General features: G+C 55.1%; 17 protein-coding genes and 1 pseudogene. 11 read left to right on the top strand and 7 right to left on the bottom strand.

Annotation, left to right across the window (positions count from 1 at the left end):
* Positions 1-81: 81 nt before the first annotated feature.
* Complete coding sequence (locus ACNT1W_RS14655; RefSeq protein ID WP_419245775.1) at positions 82-1,209, top strand: agmatine deiminase family protein; 1,128 nt, start codon at positions 82-84, stop codon at positions 1,207-1,209.
* Between the two features lie 37 nt (positions 1,210-1,246).
* On the opposite strand, the gene ACNT1W_RS14650 is transcribed toward ACNT1W_RS14655, so the two are convergent.
* Positions 1,247-1,942, bottom strand: coding sequence for a TetR/AcrR family transcriptional regulator (locus ACNT1W_RS14650; protein WP_419245774.1), 696 nt, complete (start codon positions 1,940-1,942; stop codon positions 1,247-1,249).
* 43 nt (positions 1,943-1,985) lie between these two features.
* Here ACNT1W_RS14650 and ACNT1W_RS14645 point away from each other — a divergent pair, with 43 nt between their 5' ends.
* From ACNT1W_RS14645 to ACNT1W_RS14625, 5 genes are all read left to right on the top strand, one after another.
* The gene (locus ACNT1W_RS14645; protein ID WP_126501695.1) at positions 1,986-3,500 is read left to right on the top strand and encodes an MDR family MFS transporter; all 1,515 of its coding nucleotides are present in this window, start codon (positions 1,986-1,988) and stop codon (positions 3,498-3,500) included.
* Between the two features lie 148 nt (positions 3,501-3,648).
* Positions 3,649-4,803, top strand: coding sequence for an efflux RND transporter periplasmic adaptor subunit (locus ACNT1W_RS14640; RefSeq protein WP_419245773.1), 1,155 nt, complete (start codon positions 3,649-3,651; stop codon positions 4,801-4,803).
* A gap of 2 nt (positions 4,804-4,805) precedes the next feature.
* On the top strand, positions 4,806-7,961 hold the full coding sequence (locus ACNT1W_RS14635) for an efflux RND transporter permease subunit (RefSeq protein ID WP_419245772.1): 3,156 nt from the start codon (positions 4,806-4,808) through the stop codon (positions 7,959-7,961).
* A gap of 1 nt (position 7,962) precedes the next feature.
* Complete coding sequence (locus ACNT1W_RS14630; protein WP_419245771.1) at positions 7,963-9,411, top strand: efflux transporter outer membrane subunit; 1,449 nt, start codon at positions 7,963-7,965, stop codon at positions 9,409-9,411.
* A 182-nt stretch (positions 9,412-9,593) separates the two neighbouring features.
* On the top strand, positions 9,594-9,971 hold the full coding sequence (locus ACNT1W_RS14625; RefSeq protein ID WP_012145204.1) for a DUF1493 family protein: 378 nt from the start codon (positions 9,594-9,596) through the stop codon (positions 9,969-9,971).
* Positions 9,972-10,056: 85 nt separating this feature from the next.
* Here the strand turns inward: ACNT1W_RS14625 and ACNT1W_RS14620 are convergent, their stop codons facing one another.
* Positions 10,057-10,626 carry a DJ-1/PfpI family protein gene (locus ACNT1W_RS14620; RefSeq protein ID WP_017892877.1) on the bottom strand — a complete coding sequence of 190 codons (570 nt, stop codon included), beginning with the start codon at positions 10,624-10,626 and terminating at the stop codon, positions 10,057-10,059.
* Between the two features lie 215 nt (positions 10,627-10,841).
* On the opposite strand from ACNT1W_RS14620, the gene ACNT1W_RS14615 reads away from it, so the two are divergent.
* Positions 10,842-12,380: a long-chain-fatty-acid--CoA ligase gene (locus ACNT1W_RS14615; protein WP_419245770.1), complete on the top strand. Its 1,539-nt coding sequence runs from the start codon at positions 10,842-10,844 to the stop codon at positions 12,378-12,380.
* Between the two features lie 56 nt (positions 12,381-12,436).
* Here ACNT1W_RS14615 and ACNT1W_RS14610 read toward each other — a convergent pair whose 3' ends face one another.
* Complete coding sequence (locus ACNT1W_RS14610; RefSeq protein WP_017892875.1) at positions 12,437-13,711, bottom strand: Glu/Leu/Phe/Val family dehydrogenase; 1,275 nt, start codon at positions 13,709-13,711, stop codon at positions 12,437-12,439.
* A 619-nt stretch (positions 13,712-14,330) separates the two neighbouring features.
* Here ACNT1W_RS14610 and ACNT1W_RS14605 point away from each other — a divergent pair.
* Positions 14,331-15,788 carry an amino acid permease gene (locus tag ACNT1W_RS14605; RefSeq protein ID WP_419245769.1) on the top strand — a complete coding sequence of 486 codons (1,458 nt, stop codon included), beginning with the start codon at positions 14,331-14,333 and terminating at the stop codon, positions 15,786-15,788.
* A 111-nt stretch (positions 15,789-15,899) separates the two neighbouring features.
* Positions 15,900-16,865 carry a bifunctional helix-turn-helix transcriptional regulator/GNAT family N-acetyltransferase gene (locus ACNT1W_RS14600; RefSeq protein ID WP_419245768.1) on the top strand — a complete coding sequence of 322 codons (966 nt, stop codon included), beginning with the start codon at positions 15,900-15,902 and terminating at the stop codon, positions 16,863-16,865.
* On the opposite strand, the gene ACNT1W_RS14595 is transcribed toward ACNT1W_RS14600, so the two are convergent.
* Together ACNT1W_RS14595 and ACNT1W_RS14590 are read right to left on the bottom strand one after the other, a co-directional pair.
* Positions 16,837-18,288: an NAD-dependent succinate-semialdehyde dehydrogenase gene (locus ACNT1W_RS14595; RefSeq protein ID WP_261128813.1), complete on the bottom strand. Its 1,452-nt coding sequence runs from the start codon at positions 18,286-18,288 to the stop codon at positions 16,837-16,839. The two genes, ACNT1W_RS14600 and ACNT1W_RS14595, sit on opposite strands and share 29 nt — an antisense overlap.
* Positions 18,285-19,331, bottom strand: coding sequence for an aldo/keto reductase (locus ACNT1W_RS14590; RefSeq protein ID WP_419245767.1), 1,047 nt, complete (start codon positions 19,329-19,331; stop codon positions 18,285-18,287). Before ACNT1W_RS14590 ends, ACNT1W_RS14595 begins: the two co-directional genes overlap by 4 nt.
* Positions 19,332-19,382: 51 nt before the next feature.
* On the opposite strand from ACNT1W_RS14590, the pseudogene ACNT1W_RS14585 reads away from it, so the two are divergent.
* Both ACNT1W_RS14585 and ACNT1W_RS14580 read left to right on the top strand, forming a co-directional pair.
* Positions 19,383-20,204 (top strand): annotated as a pseudogene (locus ACNT1W_RS14585) (LysR substrate-binding domain-containing protein); the annotation flags it as partial.
* A gap of 93 nt (positions 20,205-20,297) precedes the next feature.
* Positions 20,298-20,867 (top strand): glycerol-3-phosphate responsive antiterminator, encoded by a 570-nt coding sequence (locus ACNT1W_RS14580; RefSeq protein WP_012145193.1) that lies wholly within the window; start codon positions 20,298-20,300, stop codon positions 20,865-20,867.
* On the opposite strand, the gene ACNT1W_RS14575 is transcribed toward ACNT1W_RS14580, so the two are convergent.
* Both ACNT1W_RS14575 and ACNT1W_RS14570 read right to left on the bottom strand, forming a co-directional pair.
* On the bottom strand, positions 20,868-22,313 hold the full coding sequence (locus ACNT1W_RS14575) for an FGGY-family carbohydrate kinase (protein ID WP_012145192.1): 1,446 nt from the start codon (positions 22,311-22,313) through the stop codon (positions 20,868-20,870).
* A 25-nt stretch (positions 22,314-22,338) separates the two neighbouring features.
* Positions 22,339-23,622, bottom strand: coding sequence for an MFS transporter (locus tag ACNT1W_RS14570; protein WP_261408974.1), 1,284 nt, complete (start codon positions 23,620-23,622; stop codon positions 22,339-22,341).
* Between the last annotated feature and the right edge of the window lie 38 nt (positions 23,623-23,660).

Raw genomic sequence — 23,660 nt, 5'->3', positions numbered from 1 at the left:
TAACATGTATTACATCGAAATCACGCCGTCTTTCACTGAACAGAATATCTTATTTAAATGACGGCAATACAGGAGCTAAGCATGTCAACGCGTCGTGAATTTATTAAGCAGGCATCCCTGATTGCCGGCATGAGCCTGACGGCATCCATGGGGCTGACGTTATCCGCCCATGCCGCGCCAGCCGTGCGAGGAGAGGGCTGGCGTATGCCGGATGAAGGCGAGGAGCAGCAACGCGCTTTTATCGCCTTCGGTGCGCAGCGGGCTATTTGGGCTGATTACACTGCGGGTGTGCAGGATGCTTTGGGGCGCATCGCTCGGGCGATCGCTCAATATCAACCGCTAACCGTATTTTGCCGTGAGAGTGAGCGTCGGCTGGCGGAAGAAAAATGCGGCAGCCACAATGTGACCTTTATTGTCACCGAGCTTGATGATATCTGGATGCGTGACATTGGCGCCAATTTTGTCGTCAATCAGACGGGCAAACTGGGGGCGGTGGACTTTAACTTTAACGGCTGGGGCAACAAACAGCAGCACCGCTACGATGCGCGTTTGGCGGCGTTTGAAGCCAGTCATTACGGTGTGGCCAACATATGGCGCAGCGGACTGGTGGGGGAAGGCGGCGGCATCGAAATGGATGGCCACGGCACCGGTATCATGACCGAGAGCAGTTGGGTCAACAAGAACCGTAACCCAGGCTGGAGTCGTGATCGGGTGGAGCAAGAGTTGAAAGAGATGCTCGGGTTGCGCAAAATCATCTGGCTGCCGGGGATTAAAGGCAAAGACATCACCGACGCCCACGTCGATTTCTACGCCCGTTTTGCCAGCCCGGGAGTCGTGGTGGCTAATCTGGATACCGATCCCGACTCTTACGACCATAAAGTGACCCAGGCGCATTTGGCGATCCTCAAACAGGCGATCGATGCCGATGGCCGCAAGTTGCAGATACATACCATGTCGCCGCCGATGGAACCGCGCCTTAGCCGTTTCAGCAAGGGTAATCCGGACTTTGCTGCGGGATATATCAATTACTTTGTGATCAACGGCGCGGTTATCGCTCCTGAATTTGGTGATCCGGAAGCGGATGGTGAGGCGTTGCGACTCTTAACCGGGCTTTATCCGGATCGTGAAGTCGTGCAGTTGAATATTGACGCCATTGCCGCAGGCGGCGGGGGCATTCACTGCGTGACCCATCAACTGCCGGCGGTTTAAGTCGGGTAACCGTGCAGGGCCGGCTCTGGCCCTGCAATCACACTTGTGGCCCCAGACCGTGGGTCAACAGCGTAATGGCGTGACGGGCGATAATATCGGCGCTTAGTGGGTTGCTGTCATCGCGGTGCCATTTGGGCGCGGTGGCCAACGGCAACAATGTCATGCCAAACAGGGTGATAAACAGCAACGAGGGTTCCAGTCCGGCATGCAGTTTACCTTCCGCCTGCCAACGGATGATCGATTGCAGCGCACCTTTGCGCTGGGTGTCGCCAAAACGCTCGTTCATGCGCTGCTTCAATACGCCGTTATCACTCATCACCTCACGCAGCCACAGCGGGGGAAACCACGGGTGCTCGCTGGAGATATCAATAAACCGCTGCGCCAATTGGGTAAATGCGGCCACCGGATCGTCGGTATTAGCGTCAAAAACGCTGCTGGCAGCGAGCCTCACCGGCATAAAACGTTCGTCGATCAACACATCCAGCAGCTGTTCACGGTTGTGAAAGTAGTAGTGCAGCATGGCTGGCGTCACGCCGGCCTCACGGGCGATGGCGTTGAGTGAAGTTTCGGCAATGCCCTGACGGGCAAACATATTTAGCGCCGTGTCGAGCAGATGCTCGCGCTTTTCTGCGCCATTGGCGCTGCCGCTGGGGCGACCGGGGCGGCGTGATTTTTGAACGTTTTGTGCTGTCATCGCGGTGAGATCCATTGACCGGAGAAAAGAATAACCCATATATTAATTACTCGATTAATTAATTACAAGCAGGCTCGGCTAAATGGGTATTGATAACGTAGCAGGCAACGAAGAAAGCGGCAGGGCGTCTGAACAGGCACCCTCGATCCGCTTGCTGTTCTCCGCGCTGCTGCTGGTTATGCTGCTGGCAGCACTCGATCAGACCATTGTGTCTACCGCATTACCGACCATCGTTGGCGAATTTGGTGGCCTGGAGAACCTGTCGTGGGTGGTGACCGCCTATCTGTTGGCATCCACCATCGTGGTGCCGCTGTATGGCAAGTTTGGCGATCTGTTCGGTCGCAAGATAGTGCTGCAGATCGCCATTGTGGTGTTCCTGCTCGGTTCGGTGCTGTGTGGGTTGGCACAGAATATGACGGAACTTATCCTGATGCGTGCGCTGCAAGGGCTGGGCGGTGGGGGTCTGTTGGTGGTGACCATGGCGGTGGTCGGCGATGTGATCCCACCGGCCGATCGTGGACGCTATCAAGGGTTGTTTGGCGGGGTATTTGGTCTGGCGACGGTGGTCGGCCCGCTGATCGGCGGATTGCTGGTGCAGCATTTCTCCTGGCGCTGGATTTTCTATATCAACCTGCCGCTGGGGATTTTCGCGCTGTTGGTGATTGGCGCGGTGTTCCAGTCGAAGGTCAATCGGGTTAAACATGAGATTGATTTTCTCGGGGCCAGTTATCTCGCGGCGGCACTGACCTGCATCATCCTGTTTACCAGCCAGGGCGGTACGGTGATGGCCTGGTCGGACGGTCAACTGTGGTGCATTCTGGCCTTTGGCCTGGTGTCGATAGGCGGGTTTATCTACGAAGAGCGGCTGGCGAGCGAGCCGATTATTCCGCTCGACCTGTTCCGTAATCGAACCTTTGTGCTCTGTGCATTGATAGGTTTTATCGTTGGTATGTCACTGTTTGGATCGGTGACTTTTCTGCCGCTGTATCTGCAGGTAGTGAAGGATTCCACGCCTACCCAGGCCGGGATGCAGCTGCTGCCGCTGATGGGTGGGATTATGCTCAGTTCGATCATCAGCGGTCGGTTGATCAGCAAGCGCGGCAAATACCGCATTTTCCCGATTATCGGCACCCTGTGTGCCTTGGCAGGCATGGTGTTGCTGGGGACGTTGAAGAACTCGACCCCGGTGCATTTGCTGTACCTCTACATCAGCCTGCTGGGGTTGGGGCTGGGTATGGTGATGCAGGTGATGATCCTGGCGGCGCAAAACAGCGTAGAACCAAAGCATATGGGGGTAGCGACCTCCAGCGCCACGCTGTTCCGCTCTATTGGCGGCTCTATCGGCGTGGCAGTGTTTGGCGCAATTTTCACCAATGTGCTGCACAGCCGCCTGGCCACTTTGCTGCCGGAGGGCGCAGAGCTGCCGCGTTCACTGGGGGCTGATGCCGTGCACCATTTGCCGGCGCAACTGCAAAACGACTACCTGCAGGCCTTCGGCGGGGCGATCCACTCGGTGTACCAGATTGCGGCGGGAGTAATGGCGCTGGCCTTTGCCTTGACCTGGCTGTTGAAAGACGTGCCTCTGCGCAAGAAATAAACCCTGAGCCGGTGTGTGAAATGCGTACGTACCGGCTCACCACTCGCTCTGCAGTGCACTTTTACTGAATCCTTACGGAACCCTGTCAGACTAAAAACGTCGCTTTCTATATATTGAGAATAAACGTTCTCAATAGGATGAAAAGTCGATGCAAAGGAACAAGGTTTTACTGGTCAGCCTGTCGCTGTGGTTGTCTGCCTGTGATGGTCAGTCCGGTAGTACACCGGCTGGTGCGGTCGGCGCACCTGAGGTTGGCGTGGCAACGTTGCACAGTCAACCGGTCACCTTGAGCAGTGACCTGACGGGCCGGGTCAATGCCACCATGACCTCGGATGTTCGTCCGCAGGTGGAAGGCATTATCAAGGCACGCCTGTTTACCGAAGGGGCGGAGGTCAAAGCCGGACAGGTGCTGTATCAAATCGATCCCGCGACCTACCAGGCCAGTTACGATCAGGCCGCCGCGCAGTTGAAAAGTGCCCAGGCTACGGTGAAGTCCAGCCGCTTGAAGGCGCAGCGCTATGCCGCACTGGTGAAGGAGAATGGCGTCTCCAAACAGGATGCGGATGATGCGATGGCAACCTATCTGGAGGCCGTAGCCGCCGTCGCGCAGTATCAGGCGGCGCTGGAAACCACCAAAATCAATCTTGCCTATACCCAGGTACGCGCACCGATTTCCGGCCGTATTGGTATTTCTTCGGTCACGCCGGGGGCGCTGGTGACCGCCAGCCAAACCGATGCACTGGCAACCATTCGCGCGCTCGATCCTGTCTATGTCGATCTCACCCAGTCCAGCAGTCAACTGCTTAAATTGCGCAAGCAGCAGGCTTCACTACAACGTGACGATGTCACGCCGGTAGCGATCAAACTCGAAGACGGCACGCCCTATACCCACCCCGGCAAGCTGGAACTGACCGAAGTGTCGGTGGATGAATCTACCGGCTCTGTCACGCTGCGTGCCGTGTTCCCTAACCCCGAGCACGAATTGCTACCGGGCATGTATGTCCATGCCACCCTGGACAACGGGGTCGATCCCAAAGGCATTTTGGCACCGCAACAGGGCATTACCCGCAATGCCAGGGGCGAGGCGACCGCGTTGGTGGTTAACGCGCAAAACAAAGTGGAACAACGCACCGTCACCACCGGACAGGTGATCGGCAGCAGTTGGCTGGTCAACAAAGGGCTGAATGCAGGTGACCGACTGATCGTCGAAGGCACCAGTAAGGTGGCCGTCGGCGTTGAGGTCAAGGCCGTTGAAGTGCAACAGCAGGCGAATAAGGCTGCGACTAACGGCGGGGATCAATAACCATGGCGCAGTTCTTTATTCGGCGGCCGGTGTTTGCCTGGGTGATTGCGATCATCATCATGCTGTGTGGCCTGATGTCGATCAATTCGCTCCCCATCTCGCAATATCCGGACGTCTCCCCACCGCAGATTTCCATTTCCGCCACCTACCCGGGGGCCGATGCGGAAACGCTGGAAAACAGCGTTACCCAGGTGATTGAGCAGCAGCTTACCGGCCTGGACGGACTGCTTTATTTCTCTGCTACCAGCAGCTCCGACGGTTCGGTGAGCATTAACGTGACCTTTGATCAGGGCACGGATCCGGATATCGCTCAGGTGCAGGTGCAAAACAAGGTACAGCAGGCGGAAAGTCGTCTGCCGGCAGAGGTGACCGCTCAAGGGGTCACGGTCAAGAAATCCCAGAGCAGTTTTTTGCTGATCGTCGGGCTGTATGATGAAACCGACAAGGCCAGCATGGCGGATATTTCCGACTATCTGGTGAGCAACATTCAGGATCCGCTGTCGCGCATAGACGGCGTCGGTGATGTGCAGGTATTCGGGTCAGAATACGCGATGCGCATCTGGCTTAACCCGACCAAAATGGCGTCTTTTTCACTGATGCCGTCCGATGTGGAAACGGCGATTGAGGCGCAAAACACCCAGGTTTCTGCCGGTAAGGTCGGCGATTTGCCTTCCGGTGCCGATCAGCAACTGACCGCCACGGTGAAGGCGCAGTCGCGGCTGCAAACGCCGGAGCAGTTCCGCAATATTATCCTGAAAAGCGACAGCAGCGGGGCGTTGGTGCGCCTGGGCGATGTGGCGCGGGTTGAACTGGGCAACGAGGATTACTCCTCCAGCGCCCGCTTGAATGGCCACCCGGCCTCAGGGATTGCCGTCAAACTGGCCGCCGGGGCCAATGCGCTCAATACCGCCAAACTGGTCAAGGCCAAGGTGGCGGAATACCAAACCTCAATGCCGCATGGCTACAAGGTGGCCTATCCGAAAGACAGCACCGACTTTATTAATATCTCGATCGAAGAGGTGGTGAAAACCCTGATCGAGGCGGTGGTGTTGGTGGTGATCGTGATGTTTGTCTTCCTGCAGAACTTGCGTACCACGCTGATCCCGACCATTACCGTGCCGGTGGTGCTGTTGGGCACCTTCGGTGTACTCGCCGCCTTCGGCTATTCAATCAACACCCTGACGCTGTTTGGCATGGTACTGGCTATCGGACTCTTGGTGGATGACGCCATCGTGGTGGTGGAGAACGTCGAACGCGTGATGCGGGAAGAGAAACTGCCGCCGCGCGAGGCAACCGAAAAATCGATGAAGGAAATCACCGGCGCGCTGGTTGGCATTGCCATGGTGCTGTCGGCGGTCTTCCTGCCGATGGCGTTTTTCGGCGGTTCCACCGGGGTGATCTACCGCCAGTTCTCGGTCACTATTGTGGCTTCCATGGTGTTGTCGGTGATCCTGGCGTTGACCCTGGCTCCGGCACTGTGCGCCACCTTGCTGAAACCTGCGCATGAGGAACTGACCAACAAGGGCCTGCTGGGCAAATTTAACCGCGGCTATAACCGCCTGCAGGAGAAATATGCCGATAAGGTCGGCAGGGTGATCCACAGCCCAATGCGCTATCTGTTGCTGTATGGCCTGTTGTTGATTGCCGCTGCCGTGATGTATATACGTTTGCCGACCGGCTTTCTGCCCAATGAAGATCAGGGGGTGGTGATGGTGCAGTATACGCTGCCTGCCGGTGCCACCAATGCCCGTACCTCGGCGGTCAGTGACGAAGTAAAAGATTATTTCCTCAACGATGAGAAGGCCAACGTCAGTACCATTTTCACCATTAACGGCTTTGGTTTCAGCGGCAGTGGACAAAACGCCGGTATGGCCTTCGTCAGCCTGAAAGACTGGAGTTTACGCTCCGGCAGTGCCAATACCGCTGATGCGATTGCCAAGCGTGCGATGGCGCACTTCGCCAAGATCCGCGATGCCCAGGTGTTCTCGATGAGCCCTCCGGCGATCGACGGTTTTGGCCAGTCTGACGGTTTCACCTTCGAATTGCAGGCCAAAGGCGCAACGACCCGTGCAGAGTTGCAGGTGATGCGTGACCAGATAATTGCGGCGGCGGCGAAAAATCCCAGCCTGAGCGCGGTTCGCGCCAACACTCTGCCGGATACGCCACAGCTGCAGGTGGAGATCGACAATGACAAACTGCAGGCGTTGGGGCTGAGTAATAGCGACGTCAGCAGCACGCTTACCAACGCCTTCGGCAGCACCTATATCAACGACTTTATCGACCGCAACCGGGTGAAAAAAGTCTATATGCAGGGTGACGTCGAGTACCGTTCAAAACCGGAAGATCTCGAAAAATGGTTTGTCCGTGGGACTTTCAGCAGCGGTACCACCAGCATGACGCCGTTCTCGGCCTTTGCCTCTTCCCACTGGATCTACGGGCCGGAAAACCTGTCGCGCTATAACGGCCTGTCGTCGTTTGAGATCACCGGTGAAGGCGCGCCCGGTACCAGTTCCGGTACGGCGATGGATGAGATGGCAAAGCTGGCGGCGCAGTTCTCTTCCGCCAGCAGCTTTTCCTGGAGCGGTCTGTCTTATCAGGAACGCTTGACCAGCGGACAGGCTGGGTCCCTGTATGCCATTTCACTGGTGGTGGTGTTCCTGTGCCTGGCCGCACTGTATGAGAGCTGGTCAATTCCGTTCGCGGTGATGATGGTGGTGCCGATGGGCGTGGTCGGGTCGCTGTTGGCGATCACCCTGCGTGGGCTGGAAAACGATATTTACTTCCAGGTGGCGCTGTTGACCATCATTGGTCTGTCGGCCAAGAACGCCATTTTGATCGTCGAATTCGCCGAAGAGAAATACCTGCGGGGTGAAACCTTGATCGCCGCGGCGGTCGAGGCATCACGCATGCGTTTGCGCCCGATTCTGATGACTTCCCTGGCGTTTAGCGCCGGCGTGTTGCCGCTGGCGGTGTCCAGCGGTGCCGGGGCCAACAGCCGCATCGCTATCGGTACCGGGATCATTGGTGGCACCATCACGGCAACGATACTGGCGATCTTCTTCGTTCCCTTGTTCTACGTCTTGGTGCGCCGGATGTTTTCACGCAAAACCACCGTCGCCAAACCGCTGGAAAACACTGCGCCGCAGGCAGGAGAATAATGTGTTGCAACGTTTAATCACTCTGACATTTCCGCTGTTACTGGCGGGGTGTATCTCGCTGGATCCAAACTACCAGCGCCCAGCGGCACCGGTACCGACCACCATGCCGCAGGGGGCGGCTTATACTGCGCCTTCCGGTAAATTATCACTGAGCTACCCGGATATTCCGTGGCGTGACTATGTGGTAGACGCCAAACTGCGGCAGGTGGTAGCGATGGGGCTGAGCAGCAGTCGAGATCTGCGTGAAGCCATTGCCAATATTGAATCGGCGCGGGCGCTCTACGGCGAGCAGCGCTCCGATTTGTTCCCGACCATTAACGCCGGTGTGGACGGCAGCCGTGGGCGGGCACTAACCGGTAACGCCACCGCGATTAGCCAGAGCTACGAAGCCACGGCCGGCACCAGTGCATTTGAGCTGGATTTGTTCGGCAAGAACCGTAGCCTGTCACGATCGACCTTTGAAACCTATCTGGCGGAGTCGGAGGCGGCCAAAAGCACTCGCCTGACGTTGATCGCCGATATCGTCACCGACTGGGTGAACGTGGCCGCCGAACGCAGCAACCTGAATGCGGCCAGGGGCACCATGGAAAGCGCCAAATTGTCACTGGCCGTGACGCGCAAAAACCAGCAAAACGGCATTTTGTCGATGGTTGATGTCGCTACGGCGGACACGGTGTATCAGCAGGCTCGCTCGGACGTGGCCAGCTACACCACCAGCGCCGCACAGGCGAAAAATGCGCTGGATCTGGTGGTGGGGCAAAGTGTACCTGAGAACCTGTTGCCGACGGATATCGCAGCATTGTCCGGCATAATGAAAGATATTCCGGCGAATCTGTCATCCCAGGTGCTGCTGAACCGTCCGGACGTGCTGGAGGCTGAGCATAACCTGAAGGCGGCCAACGCCAATATCGGTTCCGCTCGCGCAGCGTTTTTCCCGTCTATCAATCTGACGGCCAGTGGCGGTATAGGCAGTGGGGAATTGTCATCACTGTTCAGCAAGGGGGCTGGCGTCTGGTCATTTGCACCGAGTATCAGCCTGCCGATTTTCACCGGCGGCTATAACACCGCCCAGTTGAATTACACCAGGGCGCAGAAAGACCTGTACGTTGCCACCTACGAGAAAGCGGTGCAGACGGCATTCCAGGAAACTGCCGATGCCCTGGCGCGTAAGGGCACTATTCAGGAACAGTTAGCGGCACAAACCGGCTATGTGGCGGCTTCACAGGAATATTATCGCCTGGCAGAGCTGCGTTATCGCCACGGGGTGGATACCTATCTGACGATGCTTGACGCGCAGCGTACCTTGTATAGCGCTCGTCAGTCGTTGATTACCACTCAGCAAACCGAATACCAAAACCTGATCACGCTGTATAAAGTGCTGGGCGGGGGTATTAGCGCAGAGAAGCAGGGCGATGGCGTTATTGCCAATAATGTCTCCCTGACCCAATAAGATTTACTGTAAACAACCATGCTAATACGCAGGATGCCGACAACATTCTGCGTATTTTTATATTCACTCTGTGGTGAAAGTGTAAAGAAAAGGAAAATCACTTTGTCATGCAGAACTCGCTACCTTAAGAAAGGTCTGAATATTATCGCATCATTCTCGCGGCCAAATAGTTTGAGGTTGAAATGGAAAGTGATATTCAGCAGCAGGTGATTTCAGTGGTCGACCGTTATAACACGCCGGGCCTGCTCAAAAGGGGCATAGACGTGACTCTCAATACCGAAATAAACAAAGAGCTAAACCTGTCTTTACCTATGTCGGAGACGCTGATGCATGGTTACTTCGACGCCTTCCGAATAGACAGCAGTAATTACAACCATGAGCTGTATTTTCGTCAGGAGTCTAAATCAGTGTCATTATTTTCCCCATCATCCCGACGTGGTAATCATTGGGATCTTGAGATGGAAAGGATCCGCCCCTTGTATGTTTATATGCTGGTGCGATCCGCCCGGGCAAAACGTTGGCTCTATGACATTCACTTTCTGATTGAGCAATTAAAGTAACCTCGAATTGTTGGCGGAATAATTAACCGACGAACAGTCAAAGTAAAATATTGGCCCGCGCTGGGTTGCGGGCCTTTTCATTGCGTTATTCCGCCAGCAGTTCGGCAAATTTCGCCAACCATTGTGGATGTGCCGGCCAGGCCGGGGCAGTCACCAGGTTGCCATCAACATGGGCCTGATCGATGCCGATGTCGGCAAAGTGTCCGCCAGCCAACTGCACTTCTGGCGCGCAGGCCGGGTAGGCGCTACAGGTTCTGCCTTTCAACACGCCGGCGGCGGCCAGCAGCTGCGGACCATGGCAAACGGCGGCAATGGGCTTGCGTGCGGCGTCAAAGGCCTGCACCAGCTTGATGACCTGCGGGTTCAGTCGCAGATACTCTGGCGCTCGGCCGCCGGGGATCAATAGGGCGTCGTAGTCTGCTTCCTTGGCTGCCGAAAAATCGGCGTTCAGGGTGAAACGATGACCCGGTTTCTCACTGTAGGTTTGCGCGCCGTCAAAATCATGGATTGCCGTCATGATGTAGTCGCCTATGGCCTTATCGGGGCACACGGCATCCACCTGATGACCTATCATTTGTAACGCCTGAAACGGCACCATGGTTTCATAATCTTCGGCGTAATCGCCAACCAGCATCAGGATCTTTTTCTTGCTCATCAGGGGCTCTCCGGGAGGGGAAATGATCCCTAACATATAGCCTATCAGGCAGCGGAGCGCGAACCTTTACACTGGTATGACCTCGTCTATACTGATTACTGCCGTGGTTTTTTTTCGCCGCAGGCTGTTCAGGGAGAGCAACCTCAGCGAGGTCGCGCAGTATCTCAGTCGATGACTCACCGGGCATGCCCGGTATCTGCTTTCGAGAAAACCTCATGCTAAATTTGGCTACATTGCTTGAAGAGAGTGCGCGTTCGTTTCCGGATCGGCTGGCGTTGGTGCAGGAGGATATTCAGTTTAGCTACGCCACGTTGAATCAAAAGGCCAATCAGATCGCTAATTTGCTGATTGCCCGGGGAGTGCAGCCCGGTGAAAGGGTGGCGCTGGCTTGCCCGAACAGTTGGGAGTTTCCCGCTATTTACTATGGCATCCTCAAAGCCGGTGCGGTGGTCGTCCCTTTGAACACCTTGTTAAAAGCGGGAGAGTTTGAATATTACCTGCAGGATTGCCAGGCGGTAGTGTTCTTCTGCTTTGAGGGCGGCAATGGATTAACGTTGGGGGAAGAAGCTCGACGCGCGTTTGAAACCGCAGAACATTGCCGTGATTTTATTATTATCGGCGATAGCCTGCCGCTGGCGGGTGACCGTTTCAGTCAGGCGATCGGCAGCCAGTCCACCGATTTTGACAGCGTCAGCACGGTGGAGTCCGACACCGCCGTGATCCTCTACACCAGCGGCACCACCGGCCGTGCCAAGGGGGCGGAACTGACCCATTCCAATCTGGTGCTGAACGCACTGGGTTCGGTACAGTTGTTCAATAGTTCGTTAGAAAATCCCGATCGCCATTTGGTGACGTTGCCGCTATTCCATACCTTTGGTTCCACCGTACAGATGAACGCCGGTTTTGCCCTGGCGGCGACGTTGGTCATGGTGCCGCGTTTCGATGCGAAGCAGGCCATTGCGCTGATGCAAAAGCACGCCATCACCTTTTTTGCCGGTGTCCCCACCATGTACTGGGCATTACTGAACGCGCTGGATGATACGGCGGATCTTGCCCTGTTACGTAAAAACCTGCGCATGGCGGTCTCCGGCGGTGCCAGTTTGCCGGTGCAAATTATTGAAGATTTTGCCCAGCGTTTCGGGGTGAATATTCTGGAAGGCTATGGCTTATCGGAAACCAGCCCGGTGGCGACCTTTAACCATCCGGGGCGGATCAATAAAGTGGGTTCTATTGGCCAGCCGATTTGGGGGATTGAAGTTCGTCTGGTTGATGTCACCGGCAAAACATTGACGGAGATAGATCAGGTTGGCGAGATTGCAGTGCGTGGCCACAACGTGATGAAGGGCTACCTTAACCGCCCGGAAGCCACGGCCGAGGTGCTGGAAAAGGGCTGGTTCAGAACCGGTGACCTGGCACGCCGTGATGCCGATGGCTTCTATTTTATCGTCGACCGGTCGAAAGATGTGATTATCCGCGGCGGATTTAACGTCTATCCGCGAGAAATTGAAGAACTGATGATCCGCCATCCGGCCGTGTCATTGGTAGCCGTGATTGGCGTAGCGCATCCGTCACTCGGCGAAGAGATTAAAGCGGTGGTGGTGCTGAAGGATTTGGACGAAGCGGTGAGTGAAGAACAGCTGATCGCCTGGACCAAAGAACGGCTGGCGGCGTTTAAATACCCACGCGTCGTTGAGTTTGTCGAACGGTTACCGATGACCAGTACCGGCAAGGTGATGAAACGATTGCTGCGTTGAAGGGGATCGCTTTGAAATAATCCCGGCCTGCAGAGCAAGCCGGGAGAGATAACGCATTAACCTGGGTAAATGCCACGCTCTTTACGTGCGGTCAGGATACGCTCACAGGCGACGATATAAGCCGCTGTGCGCAGGCTGCACTCTTTCTCTTCGGACTTGTTCCAAACGTGAATCATGGCGTCGGTCATGATCTTGTCCATACGCTCGTTGATTTCGCTTTCGCTCCAGAAGTAGCTGGCCATGTCCTGCACCCATTCGAAGTAGCTGACCGTTACGCCGCCGGCGTTACAGATAACGTCAGGTACCACGGTGATGTTGCGTGAACGCAGCACGTCGTCCGCATCTGGGTAGGTTGGGCCGTTAGCGCCTTCCAGAACCAGTTTGGCGCTGAGGATTTCTGCACGTTGACGGGTAATCTGACCTTCCAGTGCGGCTGGGATCAGGATATCCATGTCTACGGACCAGAAAGCTTCGCTTTCGATTTCGCTGGCGCCAGGGAAGCCGGCGATTTGCTTGTTCTTGGCCTGCCATTCGGTCAGTGCAGTCAAATCGATGCCGTTGGCGTTGAACAGGGTAGCGGAGTGGTCCTGAATCACCACTACACGCGCGCCGATACCAACAAACAGGCGGGCGGCTTCGCTGCCCACGTTACCAAAGCCCTGAACCGCAACCTTGGCACCTTCGATTTGCACGCCCAGACGTTTTGCCACTTCACAGCCGGTAACGAATACACCGCGACCGGTGGCTTTCTCACGACCCAGAGAGCCGCCCAGGTGAATAGGTTTGCCGGTAACCACGCCGGTGATGGTAGTGCCGTGGTTCATGGAGTAGGTATCCATCATCCAGGCCATGACTTTGGAGTTGGTGCCGACGTCCGGTGCCGGGATATCTTTCTGTGGCCCGATGATAAAACCGATTTCGCTGGTGTAGCGACGGGTCAATCTTTCCAGCTCGCCTTCAGACAGTTTGAAAGGATCGACGCGGATCCCCCCCTTGGCGCCACCGTAGGGCAGGTTGACTGCCGCACATTTGATGGTCATCCAGGCTGACAGCGCCATGACTTCATCGAGATCAACGTCCGGGTGATAACGGATGCCGCCTTTACCCGGGCCGCGCGACAGGTTGTGCTGAACGCGGAAGCCTTCGAAATGGCGGATTGAACCGTCGTCCATCTGCAGTGGGATATCAACGATCAGCGCACGCTTCGGGTGACGCAGGGTATCAACCCAACGCGACAGATCACCCAGGTAAGGTGCAACGCGGTCGATTTGTTGCAGATAGGTGGCCCAGGCCGTTGTGCTGCTTTCTGAAGCGTAGGATAGCTTTTCCATAACCAACCTTTTTTATATAGAGGTGTTTATTTTGTTTAACCGTGGTTTACCAAGTGCATAACACTTTTGCGACGCCAAATTTACCATTAAAAGTGCCGCTTGTTAGCCCCCCCTTGATGGGCTGCGGGGCGGTTTCCAGCGGGTTTTTCGGTGCAAAAATGAATAGTTAATTACTTTTTCAGGAGGGGTTAGCTGACCACGCATACTTTATGCATAAAAAGTGCATAAAATGCGTTTTTATCTATTTTTCAGAACCTTGAATGTGATCAAAAAGTTTCATTTTATTTAAGTGTCGTGTTGACAATGCCGTTTCCTGACGCCAGAGTTAAATTCATGTTAAATCTGTGTTGGTCGCATGTTTTTCTTGAACGGGAATGATAATAACCCACTGATATAAAGCCATTTATCCTCCATGCTCATGCTTCGCATGCTAAATGTGAGCTGGCACTCGGTTCGAACAGTCGTTTTCTGAGTCGTACAGATATTTACTTCCCTTTAACAAAAGGGCAGGCAGCGTTTGGCCTGAATTTCTTTTTTGCCGGTAGAACGCCAACGGCGTTTCACTCCTGCTGCAGCGGTAAAAGCTGCTTAATCGCCTTAATGACGGACAGGTAACACCATGACAAAAAGTAAGCAACATCGGTTGAATACCCTTTCAACCGAGGGGCACGACTGCGCCCAAACATTGCAACGAGGTCTGAGCGAACGCCATATTCAGCTTATTTCCATCGGCGGTGCCATTGGCACCGGGTTGTTTATGGGCTCGGGCAAAACCATCGCGCTTTCCGGCACTTCCATTGTTTTGACCTACGTCATTGTCGGTTTCTTTATGTTTATGGTGATGCGGGCGATGGGCGAATTATTGCTGACCAAGCTCGACTATCGCTCATTTGCCGATTTCGTCTCTGAATACCTGGGGCCCAAAGCCAGTTTTTTTCTCGGTTGGTCTTACTGGCTGAGTTGGGTGGTGACCTGCATTGCCGATGTGGTGGTCTGCGGGGGTTACGTGCAGTACTGGTACCCGGAAGTTTCGCCCTGGCTGCCGGCCTTGCTGACCCTGGGGCTGCTGTGCCTGTTCAATATGCTGTCGGTGAAGATGTTTGGTGAAGCCGAGTTTTGGTTTGCCATCATTAAAGTGATTGCCATTATCGCGCTGATCCTGACCGGTGCCTGGATGGTATTTATTGGCTGGACCTCGCCGGATGGGGTTAAAGCCTCGGTGAGGAATATCACCGACCCTAATATCTTTATGCCACACGGCATATTCGGCTTTTTTGCCGGCTTCCAGATTGCCATATTCTCCTGTACCGGCATTGAGCTGCTGGGCACCATGTCGGCCGAGACCAAAAATCCGCAGAAAGTACTGCCCAAAGCGATCAACGTGATCCCGGTGCGCATCATCATTTTCTATGTGTTTTCGATGCTGGCGATTATCGCCGTGACCTCATGGAGCCACGTTTCGCCGGATAGCAGCCCGTTCGTTATGCTGTTCGACCAGGCTGGTTTGCCTGCGGCAGCCGCGGTGATTAACTTTGTCGCCTTGACCTCCGCCATGTCTTCGGCCAACAGCGGGGTTTATTCCAGCACCCGCATGCTGTATGGCCTGTCGATGGAGAAACACGCGCACGGGCAGTTCAAAATACTGTCACGTACCACCGCTATTCCAATCCGCAGCCTGATGTTCTCCTGCTTCTGTATGGTGGTAGGCACCATGCTGTTGATCCTGATGCCGAACGTGATGACGCTGTTTACCATTGTTTCTACCGTGGCGGCGATACTGGTGGTTTACAGCTGGGGCATGATCCTGGTGGCCTATCTGGTTTATCGTAAGCAACGGCCCGAACTGCATGAGCGTTCTACCTTCAAGATGCCGGGCGGGGTGATCATGACCTGGCTGACGTTGGCGTTTTTCGCTTTCACGCTGGTGCTGATGGTATTTGACCGGGATACGCTGATAGCGCTGTGCAGTATGCCGCTGTGGTTTATCGCCCTGGCGTTAGTTTGGCGCTTCAGAATCAAAAATAGCCTGGCCAGGGAAGGCTATGTGTATTACCAGGCTGGTCAAGAGGCTGAGTAGGTTCGGTGAGTAAAAAATGCCAGAACAGCTCAATACTGTTATAAACCCCAGTTTGAATTTCTGAATGGTTCCGATATAGTTGTTTTATACAACCATATCGGAGCCGCCATCATGCCAACCCCTCATCCGAGCCGGTATTTACAACCGATCCGGGATGCGTCACGCCATCTGGTACGTGAGCTGGGCTTTATGGGCAATACCCTTGCCGGCACAGATTTACCGCCGTCGGCGGTACATGCGTTGATTGAAATCGGCGATCGCCATGTCGATACCGCGGCGGAGCTTTGCAGCGTGCTCAACCTGGAAAAATCCAGCGTTAGCCGCATGCTTAACAAACTGATCAAAACCGGAGAACTAGTGACTTTTCCCAGTGAGCGCGATGCCAGGGAAAAAATCCTGCGGTTAACGGATAAAGGACGACAGACTCTGGCTGGGATTAACCGTTTTGCCGAGCATCAGGTTCTTAATGCGCTGGATAAACTGCCGCCTGGCGCCAGCGCAGGCATTGCCGAGGGCCTGCAGAATTATGCTGCGGCGTTACGCGCTCACCGTTTGGGAGAAGCGTCGTTCTCGGCGCCAGCAATCGATATTGTCAGCGGTTATCTGCCTGGGTTTACCGGCAGAACGCTGGAAATGCACATGCAATATTATTCGCGCGCGGTGGGGTTTGGTGCCTTTTTTGAAGCTGCCGTCGGCGCAGCGCTGGCCGATCTGGCCGGGCGGCTGTCGCATCCGCTAAACCAGACCTGGTCTGCATTGAGCGACGGCCGCATTGTCGGTTCGGTTTCAATCGATGGGGAGTCCTTGGGTGAAAATCGTGCCCATTTGCGCACCTTTATTATTGATGACTGCCTGCGCGGCAGCGGCGTAGGCCGCCAACTGCTGAACCGGGCGGTCAGTTTTTGTGATGAACACGGCTTTGATGAAACCCATTTGTGGACCTTCAAAGGGCTGGATGCGGCCCGGCATCTGTATGAAAGCGTCGGTTTTACGCTGGCAGAAGAGCAGCCGGGCACACAATGGGGTCAATTGATGACCGAACAGCTATTTATTCGCCCTCAAGTTGCCCGAGGTTGACGTATTTGGTTTCGAGATACTCATCAAGCCCGATAGCAGCGCCTTCACGGCCCAGTCCAGACTCTTTGACGCCGCCAAACGGGGCGACCTCGGTCGAAATGATGCCTTCGTTGATGCCAACCATGCCGCTTTCGAGCTGACGCGTCACACGAAATGCGCGCGCCAAATCGCGGGTATACAGGTAAGCCGCCAGCCCAAAGGGCGTGTCATTGGCGCGGCGGATCGCCTCATCTTCATCGTGGAAGCGGAAACAGGCGGCCAGTGGGCCGAAAGTTTCCTCATGCGCCAACTGCATCCGTTCGTCGGCATCGGCCAACACCGTTGGCTGGAAGAAGGAACCTCCAAGCAGGTGGCGTTCTCCACCGCACATCAGTCGCGCCCCCTGGTTTATAGCATCCTGCAGATGAGCCTCCACTTTTTCTACTGCTTTCAGGTGGATTAACGGGCCCTGCTGCGCGCCTGGCGTCATGCCGGGAGCCACTTTCAATGCTCGCGCGGCATCGGTCAGCCGCTGGACAAAACGGTCGTAAATGCCGTCCTGAATGTAGAAGCGATTGACGCACACGCAGGTTTGGCCGCTGTTACGGAATTTGGCCGCTATTGCGCCCGCCACCGCGGCATCCAGATCGGCATCGTCGAACACGATAAACGGCGCATTGCCGCCCAACTCCAGCGACAGTTTTTTCACCGTATCCGCCGCCTGGCGCATCAGCAGTTTGCCGACCGGGGTGGAGCCGGTAAACGACACTTTTCGCACCAGCGGGCTGGCCATCAGTGCGGCACCGATAGCCGGAGTATCACCGGATACGGCGTTAATCACCCCTGGCGGTACTCCGGCAAGTTCAGCCAGTACGATCAAAGCAAAGGCGGAAAGCGGTGTCTCGTTAGCGGGTTTGATCACGGCGGTGCAACCGGCCGCCAGCGCAGGGCCTAATTTGCGCGTCAGCATCGCCAGTGGGAAATTCCACGGTGTGATAGCCGCAATCACGCCGACCGGCTCTTTAAAGGTGATGATTTGGTTACCGGCCTTGGTCGCCGGAATGGTCTGCCCATAAGCGCGTTTGGATTCTTCGGCAAACCATTCGATAAAGCTGGCGGCGTAAGCGACTTCGCCCTGGGCTTCGCTCAATACCTTGCCTTGTTCGGTGACCATCAGCGCAGCCAATGCCGCCTGATTTTCCATGATCAGTTGAAACCAGCATTGCAGGATTTGTGCTCGTGCCTTGGCGGGCAAGGCACGCCACGCCGGCAGAGCCGCGGCAGCTGCTGCAATGGCCTCGTTGGTTTCTGCGCTGCCAACCGAAGCGACCTCAGCCACCGATTCTCCGGTGGCGGGATTGCTGACCTGATAGTGCTGGGTACTGGTTCGCCATTGGCCGTCACAGTACCAACCGTTGCGCAGTAAAGAAGAATAGTCAGTCATGCAATGTTCCTTGTGTCGGTATTGTCCATGGCAAATAGCCCGTTGGCTGGGCGGCTCTCACGCGTTATACGCTTACCGGCGGTGTAATCATTGATGACATCGCATGGGGTATAGTGGCGTTCCAGTTCGTAGCGTTCATCCTCACTGAGCGGGGTAGACAAGGCACTGACGGCACTGTCTATTTGCTGCGCCGTATCGGCCCCGACCAGCATGCAGTCGCCCCCCGGGTGGCTGAGCACCCAGGCCTGGGCAACCTGTGCCGGAGGGATACCCCGTAGCGACGCCACCAGACTGACCGATTGGGCCACGTTGCGTGAGGTGGCGTCGGCGTACATTTCCTGAGTGAAGAAATCCGTCTGGTTACGCACCGAGTTGAAATCGCAGCTTAATAAACCGCGCGCCAGTGGGCTGAATACCGATACGCCCAATCCCTGATCGCGACACAAAGGGATCATCTCCCGTTCCTCTTCGCGGTAGGCGCAGTTGAGTTGCAACTGCATGTTGATGGGTTTGACGAAGCCGTGGCGCTCACATATCCACAGAATTTTGGCCAACTGCCAGGCAGACATGGTCGATACGCCGACATATCGGGCTTTGCCGGAGCGGACGATATCGTTCATCGCCGACCAGGTTTCTTCGATCGGCGTATTCACATCGAAATAGTGCAGCATGTAAATATCGACATAATCGGTACCCAGGCGGCGCAGGCTGGCGTCAATGCTGGCCATGATGTGCTTGCGTGAATGCCCCTGATTATTGGCGCCGCCACCAATCGGGTAACCGACTTTAGTGGCCAGCACCAGTTCGTCTCGCTGGGCCAAGCGCCCAATGATATTGCCGACCACTTCTTCACCCGCACCGCTGGAGTAGAAATCCGCCAGATCAATAAAGTTGATGCCACACTCCAGCGCATGGCGGATCAGCGGTTCACTTTGTTGTTCGTCGAAGATCCAGGGTTTCCACTGTTTGCTACCCATATTCATGGTACCGAGACACAAACGGGAAACCTTCAGCCCACAATGGCCAAGATTGATGTATTCCATGGGGGTTTTCCTCAGGCACACGGCGTATAGAAGGGGTTAGCCAATTGCGGCAGGGCGTCGGCAAGCCGTCAGATAAAACAGCTTGAGGAGTTTCTGGGTAAATTGCTGTTTATCCGTAGCCATAGCGGCCTGGCGCTAACCCAGGATGCAATTTTGTTGTTGCCGCGGGTACGGCAGTCACTGGATATCCTCGAAGAGGGGATCCAACAGGTACAGCTGCATAATCCGTTGCAGCATCTGAGGTTACAGGTAGCGCCGACCTTCGCGACCCGCTGGCTGGCACCGCGACTGGTGGCGTTACGTCGCCGCAACAGCCAGTTGCAGATCGCCCTGATCAGTGAAACCCGGCAAAAATATTGCGATTTTGACTGTGCCATTCGTTTTGGCGAACCGGCCGATTGTGCTGTCAGTGGGGAATGGTTATGCCATGAACGACTGGTGCTGGTCGGTAGCCCTTTATTAATGGTTAACGAGGCCTTCCCGCCGTTGCATACCCAGCCGCAGTTGCACATTCTTAACGGTGATATCCGGCTGGATAACTGGGCGTGCTGGCTGGCGGCGGCGGGGCAAGTGATTGCCGGTCAGCAGAGTGGGTTGGAGTTCAGTACTCAGGATCAGGTGATTAACGCCTGCATTACCGGTGCCGGCTATGCCGTGCTGGATCGATTGATGATCCGTAACGAACTGCAAAGCGGGCTGTTGGTGTTACTGTCGCCACTGGAGCTGAAAAGTCGCAACGGCTACTGGTTGGAAATTCCGGCCGGCAAGCGCGATTTACCGCGGGTAGGTTACTTCCATGACTGGCTACAGGAGGAAATTGTGCAGCTATCACAGCTTCCTGAACCGATGTCGGGCATGATGGCGGTGGTTTGAGCAGACGTGGCGATACCGGTGTGTGGGTGTGTTACCTTATTGTTAATGAACATTGCCCGTTCCCCATCCGGACGGGCCTGACTGGGGAAAGACGTGTCTTCAATTGTTGAATTGTTAAAACTTCATCCGGTGATTGCCGCAGTAAAAGATAATGAAAGCCTGCAGGCCGCAGTGAAGTCGGATTGCCGGATTATTTCGGTGCTTTACGGCAACATCTGTAATATCGGGCGCATCGTGCAGCAGATTAAAGAAGCCGGGAAATACGCCTTTGTTCACGTTGATCTGCTGGAAGGCAGTTCCAACAAAGAAATCGTGATTAACTTTCTGAAGATCGTGACGGCCGCCGACGGCATCATCAGCACCAAAACCTCAATGGTGAAAGCCGCACGTCAGCAGGGGTTCTATGCCATTCACCGGTTGTTTATCCTCGACTCCATCTCCTTTAATAACGTCGACAAACAGGTGGCGCAGTCCACGCCGGACTGTATTGAAATCCTGCCGGGCTGTATGCCGAAAGTGTTGGGATGGGTGGCAGACAAGATTGATCTGCCGATCATTGCCGGTGGTTTGGTCTGTGATGAAGACGACGCCCAGACGGCATTAAAAGCCGGGGCTATTGCCGTCTCCACCACCAACCATGACGTGTGGAAATTAAAGCTTTAACTAATCCACCAGGGGACTGAGCGCACGTAACAGAGGATCGAGATGGGTGCTCACCCGCTGATAAACCTGCTGATTGAGTTGCTGGTACAACCTGTGGTTGTGAGCGTCCGGCGTAAAGCTTTCGCCTACCTTCACCAGGGTGTCGGTTGCCTGTTGATAACTGTCGAATACGCCTATCGCCATACCGGCGTTGATGGCGCAACCCACCGCAGCAGAACCACTCATCAAATTACGTCTGGTCGGGATACCAAACACATCGGCAAAAATTTGCATAAACAGGTCGCTGTTGGCACCGCCGCCGGAAATGATCAGGCTGCGGAATGGCGTATTCAGTTCCTGCGCCATCTTGTCCATATGGTTTTTCATAGTGAAGGCAATGCCCTCCAGAATGGAACGATACATATGTGCCCGGGTGTGACGCCCGTCGAAACCGATCATCGCGCCTTTGCGGAATTCCGCCTCTGGCGGTGGTGCCCAGTCATGTACGGTGATTAACCCTTCGCATCCGGCAGGCACGCGTTCTGCTTCATGGTTTAACAGATCTTCGATGCTCACCCCGGCGTCATGGGCAGCAGATGACGCTGCGGCACCAAATTGGTCGCGAAACCAGCTGACTGTCCACATGCCACGCCGTACGCCCATGCATTCATACAAATAACGGCCGGGTATCGAGGCTTGAAACGGCCAGAAATTCTGCGCATTTTTCACATTGGCATGGCCATGCACCATGGCACCGATATAGGTGCCCAGTGAGATCAACGCAACCCCCTCATCCAGCGAGCCGGCCCCCAGGGCTTCTACCGCCTTATCGTGTGCGGTCGCCACCACAGGAATCCCAGCAGGCAAGCCGATTTGTTGCGCCGTACGTTCGCTGAGGTGACCGAGAATTTCCCCCGGCTTCACCACATCAAAAACCTGATCGCGCGTCAGGTTGCAGCTTTGCCAGACTTGCGGATCGGTACTCCAGTCCAGTGTGTCATTGTCCATCGGCCACCAGCCGATATAGTTGGCGCAGGTATCTTTAAATTCACCGGTCAACCTGTGCGTGATATAGCCGGAAGTGGTGGTGACATAGCGCACGCCCCGGTAAGCCTCGATATACTCATAAGGCTTATTCAGACGCTTATCCATCCAGTTGATGACCGGGTAGGCCAGCTCACCGTTTTCTTTCAGTAACGCCCGGCAACAGCGAATGATGCAGACGCCCATAGACACAATGTCCTGTGGCTGGCCGCCATGGTCAGCAAAACGCTGCATCACGCGGCGGAACGCCACTTTTAAAGCATTCCACAGGTCGTCATCAGGGTGTTCCGCCAATAGCGGTGCGGGGATATCCAGCTTGCGCAGTTGCTGCTTGCCTTCGCAAATGACCTTGCCGTCCAAATCAAAAATCACCACTTTTGCGCTTTGGGTGCCAACGTCCACACCCATCAGATACTTCTTCATGCGATCGCTCCTTAAGAAAAATGCCTTACCCGACGGCCGGCTTTGTGGTTATGGTTTTAGCGTCGGCAGTTTTGATCTTGTTGAACAACAGATAAGTAAACACCACCACCAAAACGGTGGCCACCAGGCCCATCAGCCACATGTTGCGGTAAGCCTCGGCGGCGGGCAGGGTGTCTTGCCAGTGCCCGACCAGCGGATAAACAAACACGTCCGGCAGGAAACCAATCACCGAGCAGATACCGACGGTCGTCCCCATAATGAATTTTGGCGTGCGGGCTTCACCTATACAGGCGAAATACAGCCCACGTGAGGCGTAGCAGGCAAAAGCCAACAGCAGAATCAAACCGATACCGACAGCGACCGACGCGGGTTGCCGATTGGTGAGTAACAGGGCGACCAGCGTGATCAAACTGACCAGCGCCAGCAACTGGATCACTCGGGTGGGGGATTTCAACCGGCTATGGCTGGTGATCAAGCCGCCGAGCGGGCCGCACATGGCTCGGAAAATTTTATTGATGACAATGCCCATATAGCTGGCGGCCACCAACGTCATGCCATACATTTCGGTCAGATAATTGGTCGAATAACTCAGGATGGCATAGATGGTGTAAACGCCGAAAATGATCATGCTGCAATACCAGGTGGTACTGACTTTTAGCACTTTGAGGATATCGCCAAGGTTAAATCGGCGCGAGGGTTCAGAGCTGTCCGCCGCATTGTTGATCCCGTCAGTGACAAAGAACCAACAAAGAATGCCGAGCAGAATATACACGCCGCTGTAAATCAAAATCACCGCCTTAAGGCTGTTAGGATCTTCGGTGGCGAACAAAGAGAACACCCACATGGTGAACACTGCCAGCGCCATGACGCCGACACCGCGTAAGCCCTCCATCCAGCCCATGATTTTGCCTTGTTCTGTATGGTCGCCCAGCAGCGATGCCGCCTTGATGGATACGGACCACAACAGCAGAATAGTGGTAATGGCGAACGCCACCTGGATCAGGATCATCATCCAGAAAGGGGGGTAGAGTGCCATTAGCCCGCCCAGTAGCCCGGTGGCGATCATGGAGAAAGTCATTATTTTACGATGGGAAAATTTATCGGCGATAATCCCGCTGGGAGCATAGAGAATAATAGCGGCGATACCGAAGGTACTCATTATTAACCCTATTTCGGTATTGGAAAAGCCCATAAACTTCGCCATGGGTATTTGATATATATAACGCAGATAGGCCAGGTCAAAACTCACGCCGCCGCTTATACTTATTATCGCCAGCGTTAACCAGCGGTGGAAATTTGATTTTTTCATGCGGCATTCCCATTGAATTGCAAACAAAAAAAGAGAAA

Source organism: Serratia sp. NFX21 (genome assembly GCF_048517035.1).
Lineage (GTDB): Bacteria > Pseudomonadota > Gammaproteobacteria > Enterobacterales > Enterobacteriaceae > Serratia > Serratia quinivorans.
Note: the sequence above shows the minus strand (reverse complement) of the source record. Positions and strands in the feature narration are given on the sequence as shown.

Excerpts from the sequence above, each read along its gene's own strand:
- ACNT1W_RS14655 (WP_419245775.1), top strand. The coding sequence starts at position 82 with ATGTCAACGCGTCGTGAATTTATTAAGCAGGCATCCCTGATTGCCGGC.
- ACNT1W_RS14650 (WP_419245774.1), bottom strand. The coding sequence starts at position 1,942 with ATGGGTTATTCTTTTCTCCGGTCAATGGATCTCACCGCGATGACAGCA.
- ACNT1W_RS14645 (WP_126501695.1), top strand. The coding sequence starts at position 1,986 with ATGGGTATTGATAACGTAGCAGGCAACGAAGAAAGCGGCAGGGCGTCT.
- ACNT1W_RS14640 (WP_419245773.1), top strand. The coding sequence starts at position 3,649 with ATGCAAAGGAACAAGGTTTTACTGGTCAGCCTGTCGCTGTGGTTGTCT.
- ACNT1W_RS14635 (WP_419245772.1), top strand. The coding sequence starts at position 4,806 with ATGGCGCAGTTCTTTATTCGGCGGCCGGTGTTTGCCTGGGTGATTGCG.
- ACNT1W_RS14625 (WP_012145204.1), top strand. The coding sequence starts at position 9,594 with ATGGAAAGTGATATTCAGCAGCAGGTGATTTCAGTGGTCGACCGTTAT.
- ACNT1W_RS14620 (WP_017892877.1), bottom strand. The coding sequence starts at position 10,626 with ATGAGCAAGAAAAAGATCCTGATGCTGGTTGGCGATTACGCCGAAGAT.
- ACNT1W_RS14615 (WP_419245770.1), top strand. The coding sequence starts at position 10,842 with ATGCTAAATTTGGCTACATTGCTTGAAGAGAGTGCGCGTTCGTTTCCG.
- ACNT1W_RS14610 (WP_017892875.1), bottom strand. The coding sequence starts at position 13,711 with ATGGAAAAGCTATCCTACGCTTCAGAAAGCAGCACAACGGCCTGGGCC.
- ACNT1W_RS14605 (WP_419245769.1), top strand. The coding sequence starts at position 14,331 with ATGACAAAAAGTAAGCAACATCGGTTGAATACCCTTTCAACCGAGGGG.
- ACNT1W_RS14600 (WP_419245768.1), top strand. The coding sequence starts at position 15,900 with ATGCCAACCCCTCATCCGAGCCGGTATTTACAACCGATCCGGGATGCG.
- ACNT1W_RS14595 (WP_261128813.1), bottom strand. The coding sequence starts at position 18,288 with ATGACTGACTATTCTTCTTTACTGCGCAACGGTTGGTACTGTGACGGC.
- ACNT1W_RS14590 (WP_419245767.1), bottom strand. The coding sequence starts at position 19,331 with ATGGAATACATCAATCTTGGCCATTGTGGGCTGAAGGTTTCCCGTTTG.
- ACNT1W_RS14575 (WP_012145192.1), bottom strand. The coding sequence starts at position 22,313 with ATGAAGAAGTATCTGATGGGTGTGGACGTTGGCACCCAAAGCGCAAAA.
- ACNT1W_RS14570 (WP_261408974.1), bottom strand. The coding sequence starts at position 23,622 with ATGAAAAAATCAAATTTCCACCGCTGGTTAACGCTGGCGATAATAAGT.